The organism is Enterobacter cloacae complex sp. GF14B (assembly GCF_004136805.1).
Lineage (GTDB): Bacteria > Pseudomonadota > Gammaproteobacteria > Enterobacterales > Enterobacteriaceae > Enterobacter > Enterobacter hormaechei_C.
Window position 1 is genome coordinate 43,381 of the sequence record NZ_QFRV01000009.1, and the last position, 17,560, is coordinate 60,940.

15 protein-coding genes are annotated in these 17,560 nt (G+C 54.5%); 5 read left to right on the forward strand and 10 right to left on the reverse strand.

Annotated features, from left to right (window positions below; translation table 11 throughout):
- Positions 1–169 precede the first annotated feature (169 nt).
- Positions 170–721 carry a YcbK family protein gene (locus DD606_RS05095; protein ID WP_003858202.1) on the forward strand — a complete coding sequence of 184 codons (552 nt, stop codon included), beginning with the start codon at positions 170–172 and terminating at the stop codon, positions 719–721.
- 20 nt (positions 722–741) lie between these two features.
- Positions 742–1,389, forward strand: a complete 648-nt coding sequence (locus DD606_RS05100; protein WP_045343529.1) for an MBL fold metallo-hydrolase — start codon at positions 742–744, stop codon at positions 1,387–1,389.
- Positions 1,390–1,443: 54 nt separating this feature from the next.
- Here DD606_RS05100 and DD606_RS05105 read toward each other — a convergent pair whose 3' ends face one another.
- From DD606_RS05105 to pncB, 4 genes are all read right to left on the reverse strand, one after another.
- Entirely contained in the window at positions 1,444–2,634 is a 1,191-nt protein-coding gene (locus DD606_RS05105; RefSeq protein ID WP_003858198.1) for an amino acid aminotransferase, read from the reverse strand.
- 184 nt (positions 2,635–2,818) lie between these two features.
- A complete protein-coding gene (gene ompF / locus DD606_RS05110; RefSeq protein WP_022650730.1) occupies positions 2,819–3,877 on the reverse strand; it encodes a porin OmpF in 1,059 nt (352 codons plus the stop codon).
- Between the two features lie 606 nt (positions 3,878–4,483).
- Entirely contained in the window at positions 4,484–5,884 is a 1,401-nt protein-coding gene (gene asnS, locus DD606_RS05115) for an asparagine--tRNA ligase (protein ID WP_003858191.1), read from the reverse strand.
- Between the two features lie 168 nt (positions 5,885–6,052).
- Positions 6,053–7,255, reverse strand: a complete 1,203-nt coding sequence (gene pncB, locus DD606_RS05120) for a nicotinate phosphoribosyltransferase (protein WP_003858188.1) — start codon at positions 7,253–7,255, stop codon at positions 6,053–6,055.
- 254 nt (positions 7,256–7,509) lie between these two features.
- Between pncB and pepN the strand changes: the two genes are divergently transcribed.
- On the forward strand, positions 7,510–10,122 hold the full coding sequence (gene pepN, locus DD606_RS05125) for an aminopeptidase N (protein WP_022650731.1): 2,613 nt from the start codon (positions 7,510–7,512) through the stop codon (positions 10,120–10,122).
- Between the two features lie 102 nt (positions 10,123–10,224).
- Here the strand turns inward: pepN and ssuB are convergent, their stop codons facing one another.
- From ssuB to ssuE, 5 genes are read right to left on the reverse strand one after another with little or no spacing between them, the layout of a single operon-like run.
- Positions 10,225–10,995, reverse strand: coding sequence for an aliphatic sulfonates ABC transporter ATP-binding protein (gene ssuB, locus DD606_RS05130; RefSeq protein WP_023324411.1), 771 nt, complete (start codon positions 10,993–10,995; stop codon positions 10,225–10,227).
- Positions 10,992–11,783, reverse strand: coding sequence for an aliphatic sulfonate ABC transporter permease SsuC (gene ssuC / locus DD606_RS05135; RefSeq protein WP_003858185.1), 792 nt, complete (start codon positions 11,781–11,783; stop codon positions 10,992–10,994). The genes ssuB and ssuC overlap by 4 nt, the downstream gene beginning before the upstream one ends.
- Positions 11,784–11,792: 9 nt before the next feature.
- Positions 11,793–12,938 (reverse strand): FMNH2-dependent alkanesulfonate monooxygenase, encoded by a 1,146-nt coding sequence (gene ssuD, locus DD606_RS05140; RefSeq protein ID WP_017384817.1) that lies wholly within the window; start codon positions 12,936–12,938, stop codon positions 11,793–11,795.
- Positions 12,935–13,897, reverse strand: coding sequence for a sulfonate ABC transporter substrate-binding protein (locus DD606_RS05145; protein WP_023315761.1), 963 nt, complete (start codon positions 13,895–13,897; stop codon positions 12,935–12,937). The genes ssuD and DD606_RS05145 overlap by 4 nt, the downstream gene beginning before the upstream one ends.
- Positions 13,890–14,465, reverse strand: coding sequence for an NADPH-dependent FMN reductase (gene ssuE / locus DD606_RS05150; protein WP_003858180.1), 576 nt, complete (start codon positions 14,463–14,465; stop codon positions 13,890–13,892). Before ssuE ends, DD606_RS05145 begins: the two co-directional genes overlap by 8 nt.
- Positions 14,466–14,714: 249 nt before the next feature.
- Between ssuE and pyrD the strand changes: the two genes are divergently transcribed.
- Together pyrD and zapC are read left to right on the forward strand one after the other, a co-directional pair.
- Complete coding sequence (gene pyrD / locus DD606_RS05155; protein ID WP_015570907.1) at positions 14,715–15,725, forward strand: quinone-dependent dihydroorotate dehydrogenase; 1,011 nt, start codon at positions 14,715–14,717, stop codon at positions 15,723–15,725.
- Between the two features lie 166 nt (positions 15,726–15,891).
- A complete protein-coding gene (zapC, locus tag DD606_RS05160; protein WP_022650736.1) occupies positions 15,892–16,434 on the forward strand; it encodes a cell division protein ZapC in 543 nt (180 codons plus the stop codon).
- Here the strand turns inward: zapC and DD606_RS05165 are convergent.
- Entirely contained in the window at positions 16,431–17,540 is a 1,110-nt protein-coding gene (locus DD606_RS05165; protein WP_050871134.1) for a YcbX family protein, read from the reverse strand. The two genes, zapC and DD606_RS05165, sit on opposite strands and share 4 nt — an antisense overlap.
- Positions 17,541–17,560: the final 20 nt, after the last annotated feature.

Genomic DNA, 17,560 nt, shown 5'->3' on the forward strand with positions numbered 1-17,560 from the left:
TAGTTCGGTAAAAATGATTGTCGTAAGTTATGGTGAATATGAGGCGATCTGGCTGCAAGCCGCGTATTTACTGGGGTTGGGCGCCTTGACGTAACAGGTTTTGCCAGTTATGGTGCCCTTCGTGCGCTAAGCATATTGACAATTTCTTTTACCTGTAGACCTGATTATCATGGACAAATTTGACGCTAATCGCCGCAAATTGCTGGCGTTAGGTGGCGTTGCGCTGGGCGCAGCAGCCATCCTTCCGACGCCAGCATTTGCCACCCTCTCGACACCTCGTCCGCGTATTTTAACGCTCAACAATCTGCATACTGGTGAGACGCTTAAAGCGGAATTTTTCGATGGCAGAGGCTATATTCAGGATGAATTAGCAAGACTCAACCATTTTTTCCGTGATTTCCGCGCGAATAAAATCAAAGCCATCGACCCTGGATTATTCGATCAGCTTTACCGCTTGCAGGGACTGCTGGGGACCAAAAGGCCGGTGCAGCTCATCTCTGGCTATCGCTCTCTGGATACCAACAATGAACTGCGTGCCCACAGCCGTGGGGTAGCGAAAAAAAGCTATCACACCAAAGGGCAGGCGATGGATTTCCATATTGAGGGCGTTTCGTTAGCCAATATTCGCAAAGCGGCGTTATCTATGCGCGCAGGTGGTGTAGGATACTACCCACGTAGCAACTTTGTGCATATTGATACCGGGCCGGTTCGGCACTGGTAATAACGAAACACAGGAGCAGTATGAACTATCGTATTATTCCGGTTACCGCGTTCTCACAGAACTGTTCATTGATCTGGTGTGAACAAACTAAACTGGCCGCGCTTGTCGATCCCGGTGGCGACGCAGGGACAATCAAGCAGGAAGTCGCTGCCAGCGGTGTAACGCTGATGCAGATTTTACTCACCCATGGCCATCTCGACCATGTGGGTGCAGCGGCAGAACTGGCTGAACACTACGGTGTGCCGATTATCGGCCCGGAAAAAGAAGATGAGTTCTGGCTTCAGGGGCTACCTGCCCAAAGCCGTATGTTTGGTCTGGATGAGTGTCAGCCACTGACACCGGACCGCTGGCTGAACGAAGACGATCGCGTTAACGTAGGGAATGTAACTTTACAGGTGTTGCATTGCCCCGGACATACGCCCGGCCATATTGTCTTCTTTGATGACGTGTCGCGTCTGCTGATTTCCGGTGACGTGATTTTCAAAGGGGGCGTAGGACGCAGTGATTTCCCACGCGGCGATCACGGTCAGCTGATTCAGTCGATTAAGCAGAAGTTATTACCGTTAGGTGATGATGTGACGTTTATCCCTGGACACGGACCAATGTCAACGCTGGGGGATGAGCGGTTGCATAACCCGTTCCTTCAGGATGAAATGCCTGTCTGGTAAACCCGGTAAAATAAAAAAGCCTGCGCGATGCAGGCTTTTTTTTAGGGATGCAGGTTATAGCACCGCGACAATGGCTTCGCACAGCGGCGCCATGTTGTCAGGCGTCATACCTGCAACGTTCACGCGGCCAGATGCAACGGCATACACGCCAAACTCTTCACGCAGGCGCAGCACCTGCTCTTTGGTCAGGCCGCTGAAGGAGAACATGCCGTTCTGCTTGATGATGAAGCTGAAGTCACGGTCAGCGCCTTTCTCAGCCAGCGTGTTCACAAACAGCAGACGCATGCGCTGAATGCGCTGACGCATATCGTTCAGCTCTTGCTCCCAGATGGCGCGCAGCGCATCGTTGCTCAGGATCGTCGCGACCACAGACGCACCGTGTGCCGGTGGGTTGGAGTAGTTAGCGCGGATCACGGACTTCATCTGGCTGAATGCGCGATCGACGGTTGCTTCGTCAGCAGCCACCAGCGTACAGGCGCCGACACGCTCGTTATACAGACCAAAGTTCTTGGAATAGGAGCTTGCGACTATCAACTCTTGATGCACGGCGGCGAATGCACGCAGACCTTCTGCATCTTCTTCCAGACCACGGGCAAAGCCCTGGTAAGCGAAGTCAAACAGCGGCAGCCAGCCTTTTTCAACGGACAGCTTAGCCAGCTGTTCCCACTGCTCAAGCGTAGGATCGATACCGGTTGGGTTATGGCAGCAGCCGTGGAACAGCACCACATCGCCCGCCTGGGCTTCGCTCAGGCTGGCCAGCAGGCCGTCAAAATCCAGCGCGTGGCTGGCTGCGTCGTAGTAGGCGTATTCACGCACTTCCAGACCCGCAGAATTAAACACGCTCTTATGGTTCGGCCAGCTTGGATTGCTTACCCACACACGCTTCACAGAAGTGTTTTTCGCCAGGAAATCTGCCGCCACGCGCAGTGCGCCGGTACCGCCTGGGGTCTGCGCCGTGCGGGCGCGTTTTTCGCTCACAATGGTGCTGCCTTTGCCGAACAGCAGCTCCTGGGTGCAGCGACCAAATTCAGGGATACCATCAATACCGAGGTAGTTTTTGGTGGTTTCGTTTTCCAGCAGATACTGCTCAGCTTTTTTGACGCTGGTCAGTACCGGAGTTTTGCCGGTTTCATCTTTATATACACCAATACCCAGGTTGATTTTTCCAGGGCGGTCGTCGGCGCGAAACAGATCGGCCAGGCCCAGAATTGGGTCGGCAGGAGCGGCAGTAATGTTCTCAAACATGACGAAGTTCCATTGTGATTACAGAAGTGAAATCCGCTATCAGGTTAACGGTAGATTTACAAAATGCCAACCGTTTGCGACGAAAAGCGTGCGGCTTTTCAAAAGTCGCTATTATTTTCTCTCAGGAATAAAAAAACAGGGCCGAAGCCCTGTTCATTAAGCATATAACAACGAGGTGTGCTGATTAGAACTGGTAAACCAGACCCAGAGCCACGATGTCGTCGTTGTTGATGCCCAGCTTGTTGTCGTCTTTCAGCTGGTTGATCTGATAGTCAACATAGGTAGACATGTTTTTGTTGAAGTAGTATGTCGCACCAACGTCGATGTAGTTGATGTAGTCTTCGTCACCGATACCTTCTACGTCTTTCGCTTTAGATTTGTAATAAGCGATGGATGGACGCAGACCGAAATCGAACTGGTACTGAGCGACGACAGAGAAGTCCTGAGACTTGTTAGCGAAACCACGGCTGCCCAGACGCGCTGCGTTACGCATTTCGCCATAAATAGCTGCCAGGTAGATGTTGTTCGCGTCATATTTCAGGCCGGTTGCCCACTGTTCAGCTTTGTCGCCTTTACCCCATTCCAGCGTCTGCTGGTTGTTGGTACGGTCAGCGGCGCCATAAGCACCCACAATGCCGAAGCCTTCGAAATCATAGCTCAGTGAGGTTGCCCAGCCGTCGCCGTTGGAACGTACTGCATCAGTACGCTCGTTTTTGCCCAGGTATTGAACACCAAAGTTCAGACCGTCAACCAGGCCGAAGAAGTTGCTGTTACGGTACGTCGCCAGGCCACCGGTACGGCCAGAGAAGAAGTTATCGCTCGCGCCGGTGTCGCCACCGAACTCAGGGAGCATATCGGTGATGCCGATTGCATCATAGACCAGACCGTAGTTACGACCGTAGTCGAAGGAGCCTGCGTCACCGAATTTCAGACCTGCGAATGCCAGACGGGTTTTGTTGCCGTTCTGTGCATCGCCACCTTCAGAGTTGTTACCCTGGAAGTTGTATTCCCACTGACCGTAGCCAGTCAGCTGATCGTTGATCTGAGTTTCGCCTTTGAAGCCCAGACGTGCGTAAGTGTTGTCGCCATCGTTGCTGTCATTATCGGAGAAGTAATGCAGGCCAACTGCTTTCCCGTAAAGATCTAATTTGTTGCCGTCTTTGTTATAGATTTCAGCAGCGTTTGCTGCACCGGCTACCAGCAGGGCAGGGACTACCACTGCCAGGATATTGCGCTTCATCATTATTTATTACCCTCATTGGTTTTTTTATGACACTCGCCACTGCCGTCAATAAATTCTGTCAATAAATATTTCCGGAACTATTGATGAGAGTTAGGTGTCTTTATGTGTCTGACAGGCATCTTTCCATTCATAGAACCGTTTCGCTACACTGAAAGTGCTACAATCTTCAAGATTCAGTTACCAAAAGAAAATATATGTAACTAAATGTGTATTTTTGGGAACTTTGTGAAGCACCTCAAACTTCAGCGCTTTCTGGTGAATTAAACCTCCGCTTTATTCTTATATATATGATTTCCTTATGTTTAATTTAGCTAAAGGCCTTTCGTATAAACAGAAGTTAAACGGCTCATTTTTTCTTGTAATCGACAAAAGCCATCCAGATGGCTGTGAGGGTGGTTGTTTTTTGTGCTATTGCGTAAGGATTGTATTAAGCGCCATAAAAATGGGGTTATTTTTTTATCTCAGGATATTTCGTGGAAACAAAACGTAACAGGTAGAGGTAATCGCGGGGTTGTGGTTTAAAGACGCTTACTTTTGACTGACGAAAACTGACATTGCAGGATAAAATAATGGCCAGCATTTGCTGGCCATTAAGGATTTGGTCGGTTAGAAACTTGCGTTACGCGGTGTGCGTGGGAACGGAATCACATCACGTACGTTCTGAACACCTGTTACGTAAGCAATCAGACGTTCAAAGCCAAGGCCAAAGCCGGAGTGCGGGACGGTGCCGTAGCGACGGAGATCGCGATACCAGCTGTAGTCCGCCGGGTTCAGACCCATCTCCTGCATACGCGCGTCCAGCACATCCAGTCGCTCTTCACGCTGGGAGCCACCGATAATCTCACCGATGCCCGGCGCCAGCACGTCCATCGCGGCAACGGTTTTACCGTCTTCGTTAAGGCGCATATAGAACGCCTTAATGTCTTTCGGATAATTTTTCACCACAACCGGTGCTTTGAAGTGCTTCTCTGCCAGATAACGTTCGTGCTCGGAGGAGAGATCCACGCCCCAGTAAACCGGGTTTTCGAATTTCTCACCGCATTTTTCCAGGATAGCGACCGCGTCGGTGTAATCCACCTGCGCGAAGTCTGCGGAGACGAAGCGCTCAAGACGGGCGATGGCGTCGTTATCGACACGCTCAGCGAAGAATTTCATGTCGTCTGCGCGCTCTTCGAGAACCGCTTTGAACACGTATTTCAGCATCGCTTCTGCCAGGCCTGCCACGTCATTCAGATCGGCAAAGGCCACTTCCGGCTCCAGCATCCAGAATTCCGCCAGGTGACGGCTGGTGTTGGAGTTTTCCGCACGGAAGGTTGGGCCGAAGGTATAGATCTTAGACAGCGCACAGGCGTAGGTTTCGCCGTTCAGCTGGCCAGAAACCGTCAGGAAGGCTTCTTTACCAAAGAAGTCTTTGTCGTAATCCACTTTACCTTCCGGCGTACGCGGCAGGTTTTCCATATCCAGCGTTGAAACGCGGAACATTTCACCTGCGCCTTCGGTATCGGATGCCGTGATCAGCGGAGTAGAAACCCAGAAGTAACCCTGCTCGTCAAAGAAGCGATGCAGCGCCTGCGCCAGCGTATGACGCACGCGGGCAACCGCACCAATCAGGTTGGTGCGCGGACGCAGGTGCGCAACTTCACGCAGATATTCGATGCTGTGACGCTTTGCAGCCATCGGATAGGTGTCCGGATCTTCAACCCAGCCGGTCACTTCCACCGAGGTCGCCTGAATTTCGTAGCTCTGACCCTGGCCCGGAGAGGCCACCACAACACCGGTGACGATCACGGAACAGCCGGTTGTCAGGTGCAGAACGTCATCATTGTAATTGGGCAGAGAATTATTAATGACGGCCTGTACAGGATCAAAGCAGGAACCGTCATAGACGGCGAGGAAGGAGATGCCAGCTTTAGAATCTCGGCGAGTACGCACCCATCCGCGCACGGTGACCTCCTGGTCAACGGCGACACGGCCCTGGAGTACGTCGGCTACAGGCACAACGCTCATAATATTCTCTCTGTTAATAGTCGGAAAAAATAAACACTTGTCCGCCCTTATAGGGGGGATATCTATGTTACCTGCCATCCGCTATCAGACAAGTAAATTTCACCGTCTTGAGAGAAGAAATAAGAAATAAATAAGAGAAGGGGAGCCATGAAGGCTCCCCCGAAGCCGTTAACTGGCTTTTTTAACCTGAGGCAGATCGAAGGCTTTACGTAATGCGCGGACAAACGCTTTGTCATGGCAGATGGTTTTGCCAGGGCTGTCGGAGAGCTTCGCGACCGGCTTACCGTTACATTCCACTAGCTTTATGACGATGTTCAGCGGTTTCACCTGGGGGATATCACAGGTTAAGCGCGTACCAATCCCGAAACTCAGGTTCACCCGCGATGAGAAGTGGCGATAAAGGTCGACGGCTTTCGCCAGGTCAAGGTTATCGGAAAAGACCAGCACCTTACTCATTGGGTCGATACCCAGCTTTTCGTAATGGGCGATGGCTTTCTCACCCCATTCAACCGGGTCCCCGGAATCATGGCGCAAACCCTGGTAGCGTTCGGCAAACTCAGGGCCAAAGTCGCGCAGGAACGCGTCCATGGTAATGCAGTCGGTAAGGGCAATACCCAGCCGATCCGGGTATTCCTCTAGCCACGCGGCGAGGGCGGCGCGCTGGCTGTTGGCAAGGTCAGGGCTAATCTGCTGGTGCGCCTGGAACCATTCGTGCGCCTGGGTGCCCATCGGCGTTAAATCAAGGCGACGTGCCAGATCGTAGTTACTGGTGCCAACGAACCACGGCTCCTGTTGCAGACGTCTGACAATGGCTTCCTGAACCTCGCGAGAGAAGCGGCGGCGCGTGCCAAAGTCCATCAGACGGAAGCGGGACATATCCAGCCCTTCGGTCAGTCTGGAAAACTCAACGAGTTTATTCTCCAGAGCGGCGACCGCCTGCGTCACACCGGTCTCAGGGGAGCGATAGCGGTGGGCCAGCTCGCTGATCACGGCCAGAAGCGGCACTTCCCACATGATCACCTCGCGCCACGGGCCGGTCAGACGAATGTCCAGCTTGCCGTTATCATTGGTGACGGTGACCTGTTCCGGCTTATAGCGGAACTCACGCAGCCAGTTCAGATAGTCCGCTTTGAAGAAAGGCAGGCCTGAAAGCCACTGATATTCGTCATCGGTGAGCGCCAGATGCTGCATGGCCTCGACCTGTTCACGAATGGAATCTGCGTAGATACCCAGCAAGTCGTCACCCCGGCAGCGAAATTCCGCCGCAACATGGACATCATGATAGTGGTGAAACACGGCTTGCTGCATATGCAGCTTGTACGCGTCGGTATCCAGCAACGTATGCAGAACCGGAGAAGCGAATTGAGTCATAGGTGCGCTGTAGCATCCTCTCACGGGAGCGTTTAGTACAATAAACAACTCCGGAGTATACCCTGTTTAGTGATTTATTGAACCCCGATCACAACATAAGCACACTTTATGGTCGAGAGCATTTCGTGCCCCGTGTTATAAAAATGTAGCTAAAAAGGGCGTTGTGCCTGAAAAGATGAACATTCTGCATAGCGCGTTTTACACAACAGGAATATATTGAATCGTTACTCGACAAACGATGCATAAGGTTTTCTATGACACAACAGCCACAAGCTAAATACCGCCACGACTACCGTGCGCCGGAATACCTGATAAGCGATATCGATCTGACTTTCGACCTGGATGCCACAAAAACCGTCGTGACGGCGGTAAGCCAGGTGACGCGCCAGAGCGCGACAGCCGTGCCGCTGCGTCTGGATGGTGAAGACCTGACGCTGGTTTCCCTGCATATTAACGATGAAGCCTGGTCAGACTATAAAGAAGAAGGCAACCAGCTGGTCATCGACAACCTGCCGGAACGCTTTACCCTGCGCATCGTGAATGAAATTAGCCCTGCCGCCAATACCGCGCTGGAAGGGCTTTACCAGTCAGGCGTAGCCCTGTGTACCCAGTGTGAAGCCGAAGGTTTCCGCCACATTACCTGGTATCTTGATCGCCCGGACGTCCTGGCGCGCTTTACCACCAAAATTATTGCCGACAAAACGCTGTACCCGTACCTGCTCTCCAACGGCAACCGGATTGGCGAGGGGGAAATGGAGAATGGCCGTCACTGGGTACAGTGGCAGGATCCGTTCCCGAAACCCTGCTATCTGTTTGCGCTGGTGGCGGGAGATTTCGATGTTCTCCGCGACACCTTTAAAACGCGCTCTGGCCGTGAAGTCGCGCTGGAGCTGTTCGTGGACCGTGGCAACCTTGACCGCGCACCGTGGGCAATGACCTCTCTCATCAACTCCATGAAGTGGGATGAAACGCGCTTTGGTCTCGAATATGACCTCGATATCTATATGATTGTTGCTGTCGATTTCTTCAACATGGGCGCGATGGAGAATAAAGGTCTTAACATCTTTAACTCCAAATACGTGCTGGCGCGTACCGATACCGCCACGGATAAAGATTACCTCGATATCGAACGCGTTATCGGCCACGAATATTTTCACAACTGGACCGGGAACCGCGTCACCTGTCGCGACTGGTTCCAGCTGAGCCTGAAAGAGGGCTTAACCGTCTTCCGCGATCAGGAGTTCAGCTCCGATCTGGGATCGCGGGCGGTGAACCGCATCAACAACGTGCGCACTATGCGTGGTCTGCAATTTGCAGAAGATGCCAGCCCAATGGCCCACCCGATCCGCCCGGATAAAGTCATTGAGATGAATAACTTCTACACCCTGACGGTGTATGAAAAAGGCGCTGAAATTATCCGCATGATCCACACCCTGCTGGGCGAAGAGAATTTCCAGAAAGGGATGCAGCTTTACTTCGAGCGTCACGACGGCAGTGCGGCCACCTGCGACGATTTCGTCCAGGCGATGGAGGACGCCTCTAACGTGGATCTGTCTCATTTCCGCCGCTGGTACAGCCAGGCCGGTACGCCGATCGTGACGGTCAAAGACGACTACAACCCGGAAACCGAGCAGTACACGCTGACCATCAGCCAGCGCACGCCGCCAACGGCCGAGCAGGAAGAGAAACATCCGCTGCACATTCCGTTCAGCGTTGAGCTGTACGACAACGAAGGCAACGTGATCCCGTTACAGAAGGGCGGTCACCCGGTGCATAACGTGCTGAACGTGACCCAGGCAGAGCAGACCTTTATCTTCGATAACGTCTATTTCCAGCCCGTTCCCGCCCTGCTGTGCGAATTCTCCGCGCCGGTGAAACTCGAATACAAGTGGAGCGATCAGCAGCTGACGTTCCTGATGCGTCACGCGCGCAACGATTTCTCGCGCTGGGATGCGGCACAAAGTCTGCTGGCGACCTACATCAAGCTGAACGTCAACCGTTACCAGCAGGGCCAGCCGTTGACGCTGCCGGTTCATGTGGCAGACGCGTTCCGTGCCATCCTGCTGGATGAGAACATTGACCCGGCGCTGGCGGCTGAAATTTTAACGCTGCCGTCTGCGACTGAAATCGCCGAGCTGTTTGACATCATTGATCCGATTGCCATCGTCGCCGTGCGTGAAGCGCTGACCCGCACGCTGGCGACCGAACTGGCAGATGAGTTCCTCGCCATTTACAACGCCAACAAGCTGGACGCGTATCGGGTGGAACATGCGGATATCGGTAAACGTTCCCTGCGCAATACCTGCCTGCGCTATCTGGCGTTTGGTGAGGCAGAGCTGGCGAACACGCTGGTCAGCAAGCAGTACCACGAAGCCGATAACATGACGGATGCCCTGGCCGCGCTGGCTGCAAGCGTTGCCGCCGAGCTGCCGTGCCGCGATGCGCTGATGCAGGAGTACGACGACAAGTGGTATCAGGATGGTCTGGTGATGGACAAGTGGTTCATCCTTCAGGCCACCAGTCCGGCAGCCGATGTACTCAGCAAAGTACGTAGCCTGCTGAAGCACCGTTCGTTCACCATGAGCAACCCGAACCGCGTCCGCTCTCTGATTGGTGCCTTCGCCAGCAGCAACCCGGCCGCGTTCCATGCCGAAGACGGCAGCGGTTATCAGTTCATGGTTGAAATGCTGACCGAGCTGAACAGCCGTAACCCGCAGGTGGCGTCTCGTCTGATTGAGCCGCTGATCCGCCTGAAACGTTACGATGCGCAGCGTCAGGCGAAAATGCGCGCCGCGCTTGAGCAGCTGAAAGGGCTGGAAAATCTGTCTGGCGATCTGTACGAGAAGATTGCTAAGGCCTTAGCGTAATAAAAAATTGCCCGGTGGGCAGGTAAAAGCAAAACGGCAACCTCGGTTGCCGTTTTTAGTTTTTTCTCCCTCTCCCTGTGGGAGAGGGCCGGGGTGCGGGCATCAGGCATTAGCTTTAATCAACACCCGTTCACTTACCCCACGCTTCATCACCCGATCCAGCACTTCGGCTTCCAGCTCCCCCAGTCGGGCCGATCCCACGCGGCGAGGACGCGGAATATCTACCGTCAGATCCAGACCAATTTTACCTTCTTCTATTAACAGCACCCTGTCTGCCATTGCCACGGCTTCACTGACATCATGCGTCACCAGCAGCACCGTAAAGCCGTGCGTCTGCCATAGGGTTTCAATCAGATCCTGCATTTCGATCCGCGTCAGGGCATCAAGCGCGCCGAGCGGTTCATCAAGCAGCAGCAGGCCGGGACGATGAATCAGCGCGCGTGCCAGCGCTACGCGCTGCTTTTGTCCACCCGACAGGGCCGCAGGCCACTCTCCCGCGCGATTCTCCAGCCCTACCGCAGCGAGTGCCTGCCGGGCGTCCTCCCGCCAGCTGCCCTTCAGGCCCAGCCCGACGTTATCCATCACCGTTTTCCACGGCAGCAGACGCGCATCCTGAAACATCATGCGCGTATCATCCTGAATCGTGGCCAGCGGCGTAGTGCCTGCCAGAATGTCACCGCTGTTTGGCGCTTCCAGCCCGGCTAAAAGACGCAGCAGGGTACTCTTGCCGCCACCGCTGCGGCCGACAACGGCAACAAACTGTCCGGCAGGAATGTGCAGATCCAGTGCATTCAGAATGGTGTTGTCGCCGTAGCGTTTGGTCACGCCGTTCAGCAGTAACGGTGTTCCCTGGTTCAGTCGTGCAGTATTCATGCTTTCGCCTCCTGAGCGGTGTAGGCCGGGTTCCAGCGCAGCCAGCTACGTTCCAGCCACTGGGCGCTGACGTCCGCAAGTTTGCCGAGCAGGGCATAAAGGATAATGGCAACCACCACCACGTCCGTTTGCAGGAACTCGCGGGCGTTCATCGCCAGATAACCAATGCCGGAGTTAGCCGAAATGGTTTCCGCCACGATCAGGGTTAGCCACATCAGGCCGAGCGCAAAACGCACCCCAACCATAATAGAGGGCAGGGCGCCCGGCAGGATCACATGGGTAAACAGGGCAAAACCTGACAGGCCATAGCTGCGGGCCATCTCAACCAGACCGCGATCGATATTGCGGATCCCATGCCAGGTATTGATATAAATCGGGAATAACGTTCCCAGCGCCACGAGGAAAATTTTGGCGCTCTCATCAATGCCAAACCACAAAATAACCAGTGGGATAAGCGCCAGATGCGGCACGTTACGCAGCATCTGAACGGAGGTATCCAGCAGCCGCTCACCCCAGCGGGACAGGCCGCTGATCAGCCCCAGCGTCAGGCCGATGCTTCCGCCAATCGAAAAGCCGATTACCGCGCGCCAGGAGCTGATGGCAAGATGTTGCCACAGCTCACCGCTGGCGCTGAGCGACCAGAACGCTTCCACAACGCCCTCCGGAGAGGGCAAAATGCGGCTCGACAGCCAGCCAGTTGAAGACGCCAGTTGCCAGACGAGGACAATGCCGACGGGCAGAAACCACGGCGCGGCGCGCAGTAGCCATTTTTGTGCGGTTGCAGACATGGTGGCTCCTTAGCTTTGCGCGACTTTTCTCGGGATAAACGCGTTCGCCACGGCTTCGCCCTGTAACTGAAGCTGGCGTGGCTGCGGAATTTCCGGGATAGCGACATCCAGGTGCGGAAACAGCAGTTCACCCACCTTGTACGCCTCCTCCAGATGCGGGTAGCCAGACAGGATAAAGCTGTCGATCCCCAGCGCCGCGTATTCATTAATGCGTGCCGCTACGGTTGGACCGTCGCCGACCAGCGCCGTGCCGGCGCCGCCGCGCACCAGACCCACCCCGGCCCACAGGTTCGGGCTGATCTCAAGATTTTCACGCTTGCCGTTGTGCAGGGAGGCCATCCGGTGCTGGCCCACGGAGTCGGTTTTGGCAAACGCCGCCTGTGCTTTGGCGATAGTGTCGTCGTCCAGATGAGCGATCAGACGGTCGGCGGCTTGCCAGGCCTCGTCGTTGGTTTCGCGGACGATCACGTGCAGGCGAATACCAAAGCGTACCGTACGGCCATGTTCTGCGGCTTTAGCGCGTACCTGAGCAATTTTCTCTTTCACCAGCTCCGGTGGCTCGCCCCAGGTCAGATAGAGATCGACCTGCTCGGCCGCCAGCTCCTGCGCCACGTCCGACGATCCGCCAAAATAGAGGGGAGGGCGCGGCTGCTGTACCGGCGGGAAGTAGAGCTGCGCATCGCGAACGTGGATATGTTTCCCTTCGAAGGTGACGGTTTCCCCTTCCAGCAGACGTCGCCAGACGCGGGTGAACTCTGCGGAGGCTTCATAGCGTTCGGTATGATCGAGGAAAACGCCATCCCCCGCCAGCTCCTGCGGATCGCTGCCCGTCACAAGGTTGAACAGCGCACGGCCGTTGGAAAGCCTGTCCAGCGTTGCCGCCTGACGCGCCGCGACGGTGGGCGACACCACGCTCGGGCGCAAGGCTACCAGGAATTTCAGGCGCTGGGTGACGGGGATCATTGACGCGGCAACCAGCCACGCATCCTCACATGAACGGCCCGTCGGGATCAGCACCCCGGTAAAACCGATGCGGTCTGCCGCCTGGGCGATCTGCTGTAGGTAGCCGTGATCGACCGGGCGGGCGCCTTCTTCTGTGCCAAGATAGTGTCCATCACCGTGGGTGGGTAAAAACCAGAAAAGATTCAGACTCATGATTTTTTTCCTTCAATGCCAGCGGGTTGCCAGATGCGTTCGCGAATATTCACCTGCTTTGGAACCAGGCGGTTTTGATAAAAGAGGTCTGCCGTTTGCTGCTGGAGAGCGGCAACGTGGGCGTCAACCGGCGCTATGGTGGTGGGAGGACGGTGGTCAAGATAGGTGGCGATCACCGGTTCAGGCAGGCCCATGGTTTTTGCCAGCAGCGTGATGCTCTGCTGACGCTGGCTTTGGGTCAGCGCATCGGCCTGAGAGAAGGTATCCAGCACCTGCTGAATAAAGGCGCCATTTTTCTCAGCGTAAGGACGTGCCGCCAGGTAGAACGAACCGGTCTGCTTCAGGGTGGTGCCGTCTTTCAGCACCCGCACACCGCCCTGCAACAGTGCGGCGGAGTAGTACGGATCCCAGATAGCCCAGGCATCAACATTTTTTTGCTGAAACGCCGCGCGCGCATCGGCAGGCGTCAGGTAAACGGGCTGGATATCGGTGAATTTTAGGCCGGCCTCCTGCAACGCGCGCAGCAGCAGGTTGTGCGAGCTTGAACCTTTCTGGAAAGCAACCTTATGGCCTTTGAGGTCGGCGACGCTTTTGATCTCGCTGTTTTCGGGCACCAAAATAACCTCTGCCTTCGGCTTGGCGGGCTCAACGCCAACGTAAACCAGATCCGCCCCGGCAGCCTGCGCAAAGATCGGCGGGATATCGCCGGTGCTGCCTAAATCAATACTCCCGACGTTCAGCGCCTCCAGCATCTGTGGTCCGGCAGGGAACTCGACCCATGAGAATTTGGTCTCCGGGAAACGCTTCTCCAGCAACGCATGGCTTTTCGCCAGCACCATGCTGACGCTGCCTTTCTGATAACCGATACGCAGGCTCTCCGGCGCTTTCACCGTCGCCTGAGCCAGCGACGCCACTGCCAGCAGACCTGCCAGCCCGATACGGGTAACTGTTTTAAACATGCGCCACTCCTTGTGATTGATGAAATGCCGCCGCGTGGCGATCCCGACGGTTCAGGGCGTGCCAGAAGGTTTCAAGCGCGCTGTCGAGGCGGGTTTGCAGATTCGGCGTGAAATGCGGTTTATGCTGGTAGTCGATTACCTGTGAGTCGTCAGCGAAGACGCCATGCAGGATCTCCTGTGCTTTCAGCGCGTTCAGAACCGGCTTGAGGGCATAATCCACCGCCAGTAAATGGGCTACCGTACCGCCTGTGGCCAACGGCAGGACGACCTTACCGTCCAGCGCACGTTCGGGCAGCAGATCGAGGAGCGTTTTCAGTGCGCCGGAAAAAGAAGCTTTATAAATCGGTGTCGCGACGACCAGCCCGTCAGCACTCTTAAGTTGTTCGATCAGGGTTTTCAGCGCCGGGCTGTCGAAACGGGCGTAGAGCAGATCTTCAGGCGCGAAATTGTGCAAATTCCAGTGACACACTTCGACATCCAGAGCATTAAGCTTTTCGCGAGCGTATTCCAGCAGTGCGCTGGAGCGAGAGGGGAAGCGGGGGCTTCCGGCCAGGGTAATGACGCGCATGGTTGCTCCTTATAACTAATTGTTTGCTTTTATCTAACATTCATAACAATTTTCAGGAGTGTGACATTGCGTGGTTATTCCACTAAATGATTTATCCTCAGGATGAATGCAGAAAAATGCATAAGAAGCGAACCGATAAGTAAACGATTGCGTTTTACGTGGCTTTTTTTGCCACAGGTCAATTCCCTTTCCGGGCGGGATCGCACATAATCCCCTCCCGGTTTGCACACCGGGAATCCAGGAGAGTTCATGTACTACCCCTTCGTTCGTAAAGCCCTTTTCCAGCTCGATCCTGAGCGCGCTCATGAATTTACATTTCAGCAGTTACGCCGTATTACAGGAACGCCTCTGGCCGCGCTGGTGCGTCAAAACGTGCCGGAAAAACCAGTTCAGTGCATGGGCCTGACTTTCAAAAATCCACTGGGCCTGGCGGCCGGTCTGGACAAAAATGGCGAATGCATTGATGCACTCGGTGCGATGGGCTTTGGCTCGATCGAAATCGGGACGGTAACGCCGCGTCCGCAGCCGGGAAATGACAAGCCACGTCTGTTTCGCCTGGTTGAAGCCGAAGGGCTGATCAACCGCATGGGCTTTAATAACCTTGGCGTCGATCATCTGGTTGAGAACGTTAAGAAAGCCCATTTTGATGGCGTGCTGGGTATAAATATTGGCAAAAATAAAGACACGCCGGTCGAGCAGGGTAAAGATGACTATCTGATTTGTATGGAAAAAGTCTATGCCTATGCCGGTTATATTGCGGTGAATATTTCCTCGCCTAACACCCCAGGGCTGCGTTCATTACAATATGGCGAAGCGCTCGACGATCTTCTTAGCGCCATTAAAAATAAACAAACGGCGCTACAGGCGATCCACCATAAATATGTTCCGGTCGCGGTTAAGATCGCCCCGGATCTTTCGGCAGAAGAATTGATCCAGGTTGCCGACAGTTTAGTTCGCCATAATATTGATGGTGTGATTGCGACCAATACGACACTCGATCGCTCTCTCGTTCAGGGAATGAAAAACTGTGACGAAGCGGGTGGATTAAGTGGCCGTCCGGTACAATTAAAAAGCACCGAAATTATTCGCGCACTCTCCGCGGAATTAAAAGGCCAGCTGCCGATTATTGGCGTGGGTGGCATTGACTCCGTCATCGCTGCACGTGAGAAGATGGCGGCAGGCGCATCGCTGGTGCAAATTTATTCCGGCTTTATTTTTAAAGGGCCGCCGCTGATTAAAGAAATCGTCACGCATATCTAATCTTTTCTCTTAATCAGACAACCAGGGCTTTATTTCCAGCCCTGGTTGTTTTATATTCCGTCATTGTTGCTTATTTAGACATTATAGTCTTTTATTACTAGTGTTATAAGCGAAGCGGCAAACAGGACATTTTTAGTACAGGACGTTTAGGGGACGGGAGAGAAACATGCGAATTAAACCTGACGATAACTGGCGCTGGTATTTTTGTGAAGAGCATGACCGTATGATGCTCGACTTAGCCAATGGCATGTTGTTTCGCTCTCGTTTTGCGCGCCGAATGTTAACGCCAGACGCGTTTGCTCCCTCAGGCTTTTGCGTTGACGATGCTGCACTCTATTTCTCTTTCGAAGAAAAATGCCGCGAGTTCGATCTCTCCAAAGAACAGCGCGCTGAACTGGTATTAAATGCACTGGTGGCGATCCGTTTCCTGAAACCGCAAATGCCGAAAAGCTGGCATTTCCTTGCGCACGGCATGAGCTGGACCCCGGCTATCGGCGATGCGGCGAGCGTCAATCTGAGCGATACCGAAGAGGAGGTGAATTTGCTGGTGGTTGAACCCGGTGAAAACGCTGCGCTCTGTTTGCTGGCCCAACCCGGCGTGACCATTGCCGGGCGAGTTATGCAGTTAGGTGATGCCATCAAAGTGATGAACGACAGGCTGAAGCCACAGCTGCGCGTTGATTCCTTCAGCCTCGAACAGGCGGTTTAAGCTTCCAGCTGTACGGATGTTTTCGGGACACAGCTACAGCACAGGATCGTGCCGTCACCGCCAATCGCAGATTTCTTCAGGGCACTCACTTCACCATCGACCAGTTTAATGCGACAGCATCCGCAAATCCCCGCGCGACAGGAATACGGTACGCGGATACCCGCCTGTTCCAGTTGTTCCAGTAGCACCTGCTGATTGTTACCACGGATAACTTTGCCTTCCCAGTGAATATCCACCGCGGAAGCGACGTTGGCTACCACGTCAACCATCTCTTCTTCCTGACCTGCGCCGTACACCCTGGCAGGCCCGCGGGTAAGGATCTCGATCTCGTCGCCCACGCGGATCACACCGCTGGAGCGGGGGATCAGGTTCTGGCCGAAGTCGACATCACCTTTATCCTGCGCGGTGCGAAATGACTGCAATGTTTTTAGCGGTTCACCGGAAGGATGCTTCTGGCCTTTCTCCGGGCTAATGGTGGTGAGAATACAGCGGCTGCACGGTTTCACCACGTCAAAAATAACGCTGCCGATGCGGATGACTTTCCAGGTATCTTCATCCCAGGCCTCCGCTCCGGTCACCACCAGATTCGGGCGAAACTGCTCCATCTGCACGCTGGCTTTGCAACGTTTTTGTAAATCTCGCAGCGAGGCCTCGCTGGTCAGCAGAAAGGGAAAACCATCCGCGAAGGAGAGGGGAACCGCATCGTGGCGCTTCACGCGACGGGTCAGCGCAGGCCCAACCCAGCGCAGCTGAACGTCACGGGAGAAAAAGCCGCTGAGCCACTGGTTAATGTTATCCGGCGCGATACGCGCGGTAAAATGATTGCCCCACACTTCCGTTGGCGCATCAAGCGGCGCAAAATCAGCAAAGCGGATCACGACGCTTGAACCGTCTGGCGCGGTCAAATGCAGCCCGTCATGAAGCGGGGAAGGCGTAAAGCGAACCATCTGCGGGAACTGACGTGCGGTGATAAACGTACCGTCAGGCTCGGTGACCATAAAAATACGATCGAAGGCGAATCCGCTCATATCGGCCAGCGCGTGAGTCACGCCGATACCGCGCATCGATTTCACCGGATGAATAAAAAGCCTGGATAACGTCGCCACTACACACTCCCGCTAAAGAA

Bases quoted from the DNA above. Each gene is read 5' to 3' on its own strand.
- DD606_RS05095 (WP_003858202.1), top strand. From the start codon at position 170: ATGGACAAATTTGACGCTAATCGCCGCAAATTGCTGGCGTTAGGTGGC.
- ssuE (WP_003858180.1), bottom strand. From the start codon at position 14,465: ATGCGCGTCATTACCCTGGCCGGAAGCCCCCGCTTCCCCTCTCGCTCC.
- zapC (WP_022650736.1), top strand. From the start codon at position 15,892: ATGCGAATTAAACCTGACGATAACTGGCGCTGGTATTTTTGTGAAGAG.
- ompF (WP_022650730.1), bottom strand. From the start codon at position 3,877: ATGATGAAGCGCAATATCCTGGCAGTGGTAGTCCCTGCCCTGCTGGTA.
- ssuC (WP_003858185.1), bottom strand. From the start codon at position 11,783: ATGTCTGCAACCGCACAAAAATGGCTACTGCGCGCCGCGCCGTGGTTT.
- ssuB (WP_023324411.1), bottom strand. From the start codon at position 10,995: ATGAATACTGCACGACTGAACCAGGGAACACCGTTACTGCTGAACGGC.
- pncB (WP_003858188.1), bottom strand. From the start codon at position 7,255: ATGACTCAATTCGCTTCTCCGGTTCTGCATACGTTGCTGGATACCGAC.
- ssuD (WP_017384817.1), bottom strand. From the start codon at position 12,938: ATGAGTCTGAATCTTTTCTGGTTTTTACCCACCCACGGTGATGGACAC.
- pyrD (WP_015570907.1), top strand. From the start codon at position 14,715: ATGTACTACCCCTTCGTTCGTAAAGCCCTTTTCCAGCTCGATCCTGAG.
- DD606_RS05105 (WP_003858198.1), bottom strand. From the start codon at position 2,634: ATGTTTGAGAACATTACTGCCGCTCCTGCCGACCCAATTCTGGGCCTG.
- asnS (WP_003858191.1), bottom strand. From the start codon at position 5,884: ATGAGCGTTGTGCCTGTAGCCGACGTACTCCAGGGCCGTGTCGCCGTT.
- pepN (WP_022650731.1), top strand. From the start codon at position 7,510: ATGACACAACAGCCACAAGCTAAATACCGCCACGACTACCGTGCGCCG.
- DD606_RS05100 (WP_045343529.1), top strand. From the start codon at position 742: ATGAACTATCGTATTATTCCGGTTACCGCGTTCTCACAGAACTGTTCA.
- DD606_RS05145 (WP_023315761.1), bottom strand. From the start codon at position 13,897: ATGTTTAAAACAGTTACCCGTATCGGGCTGGCAGGTCTGCTGGCAGTG.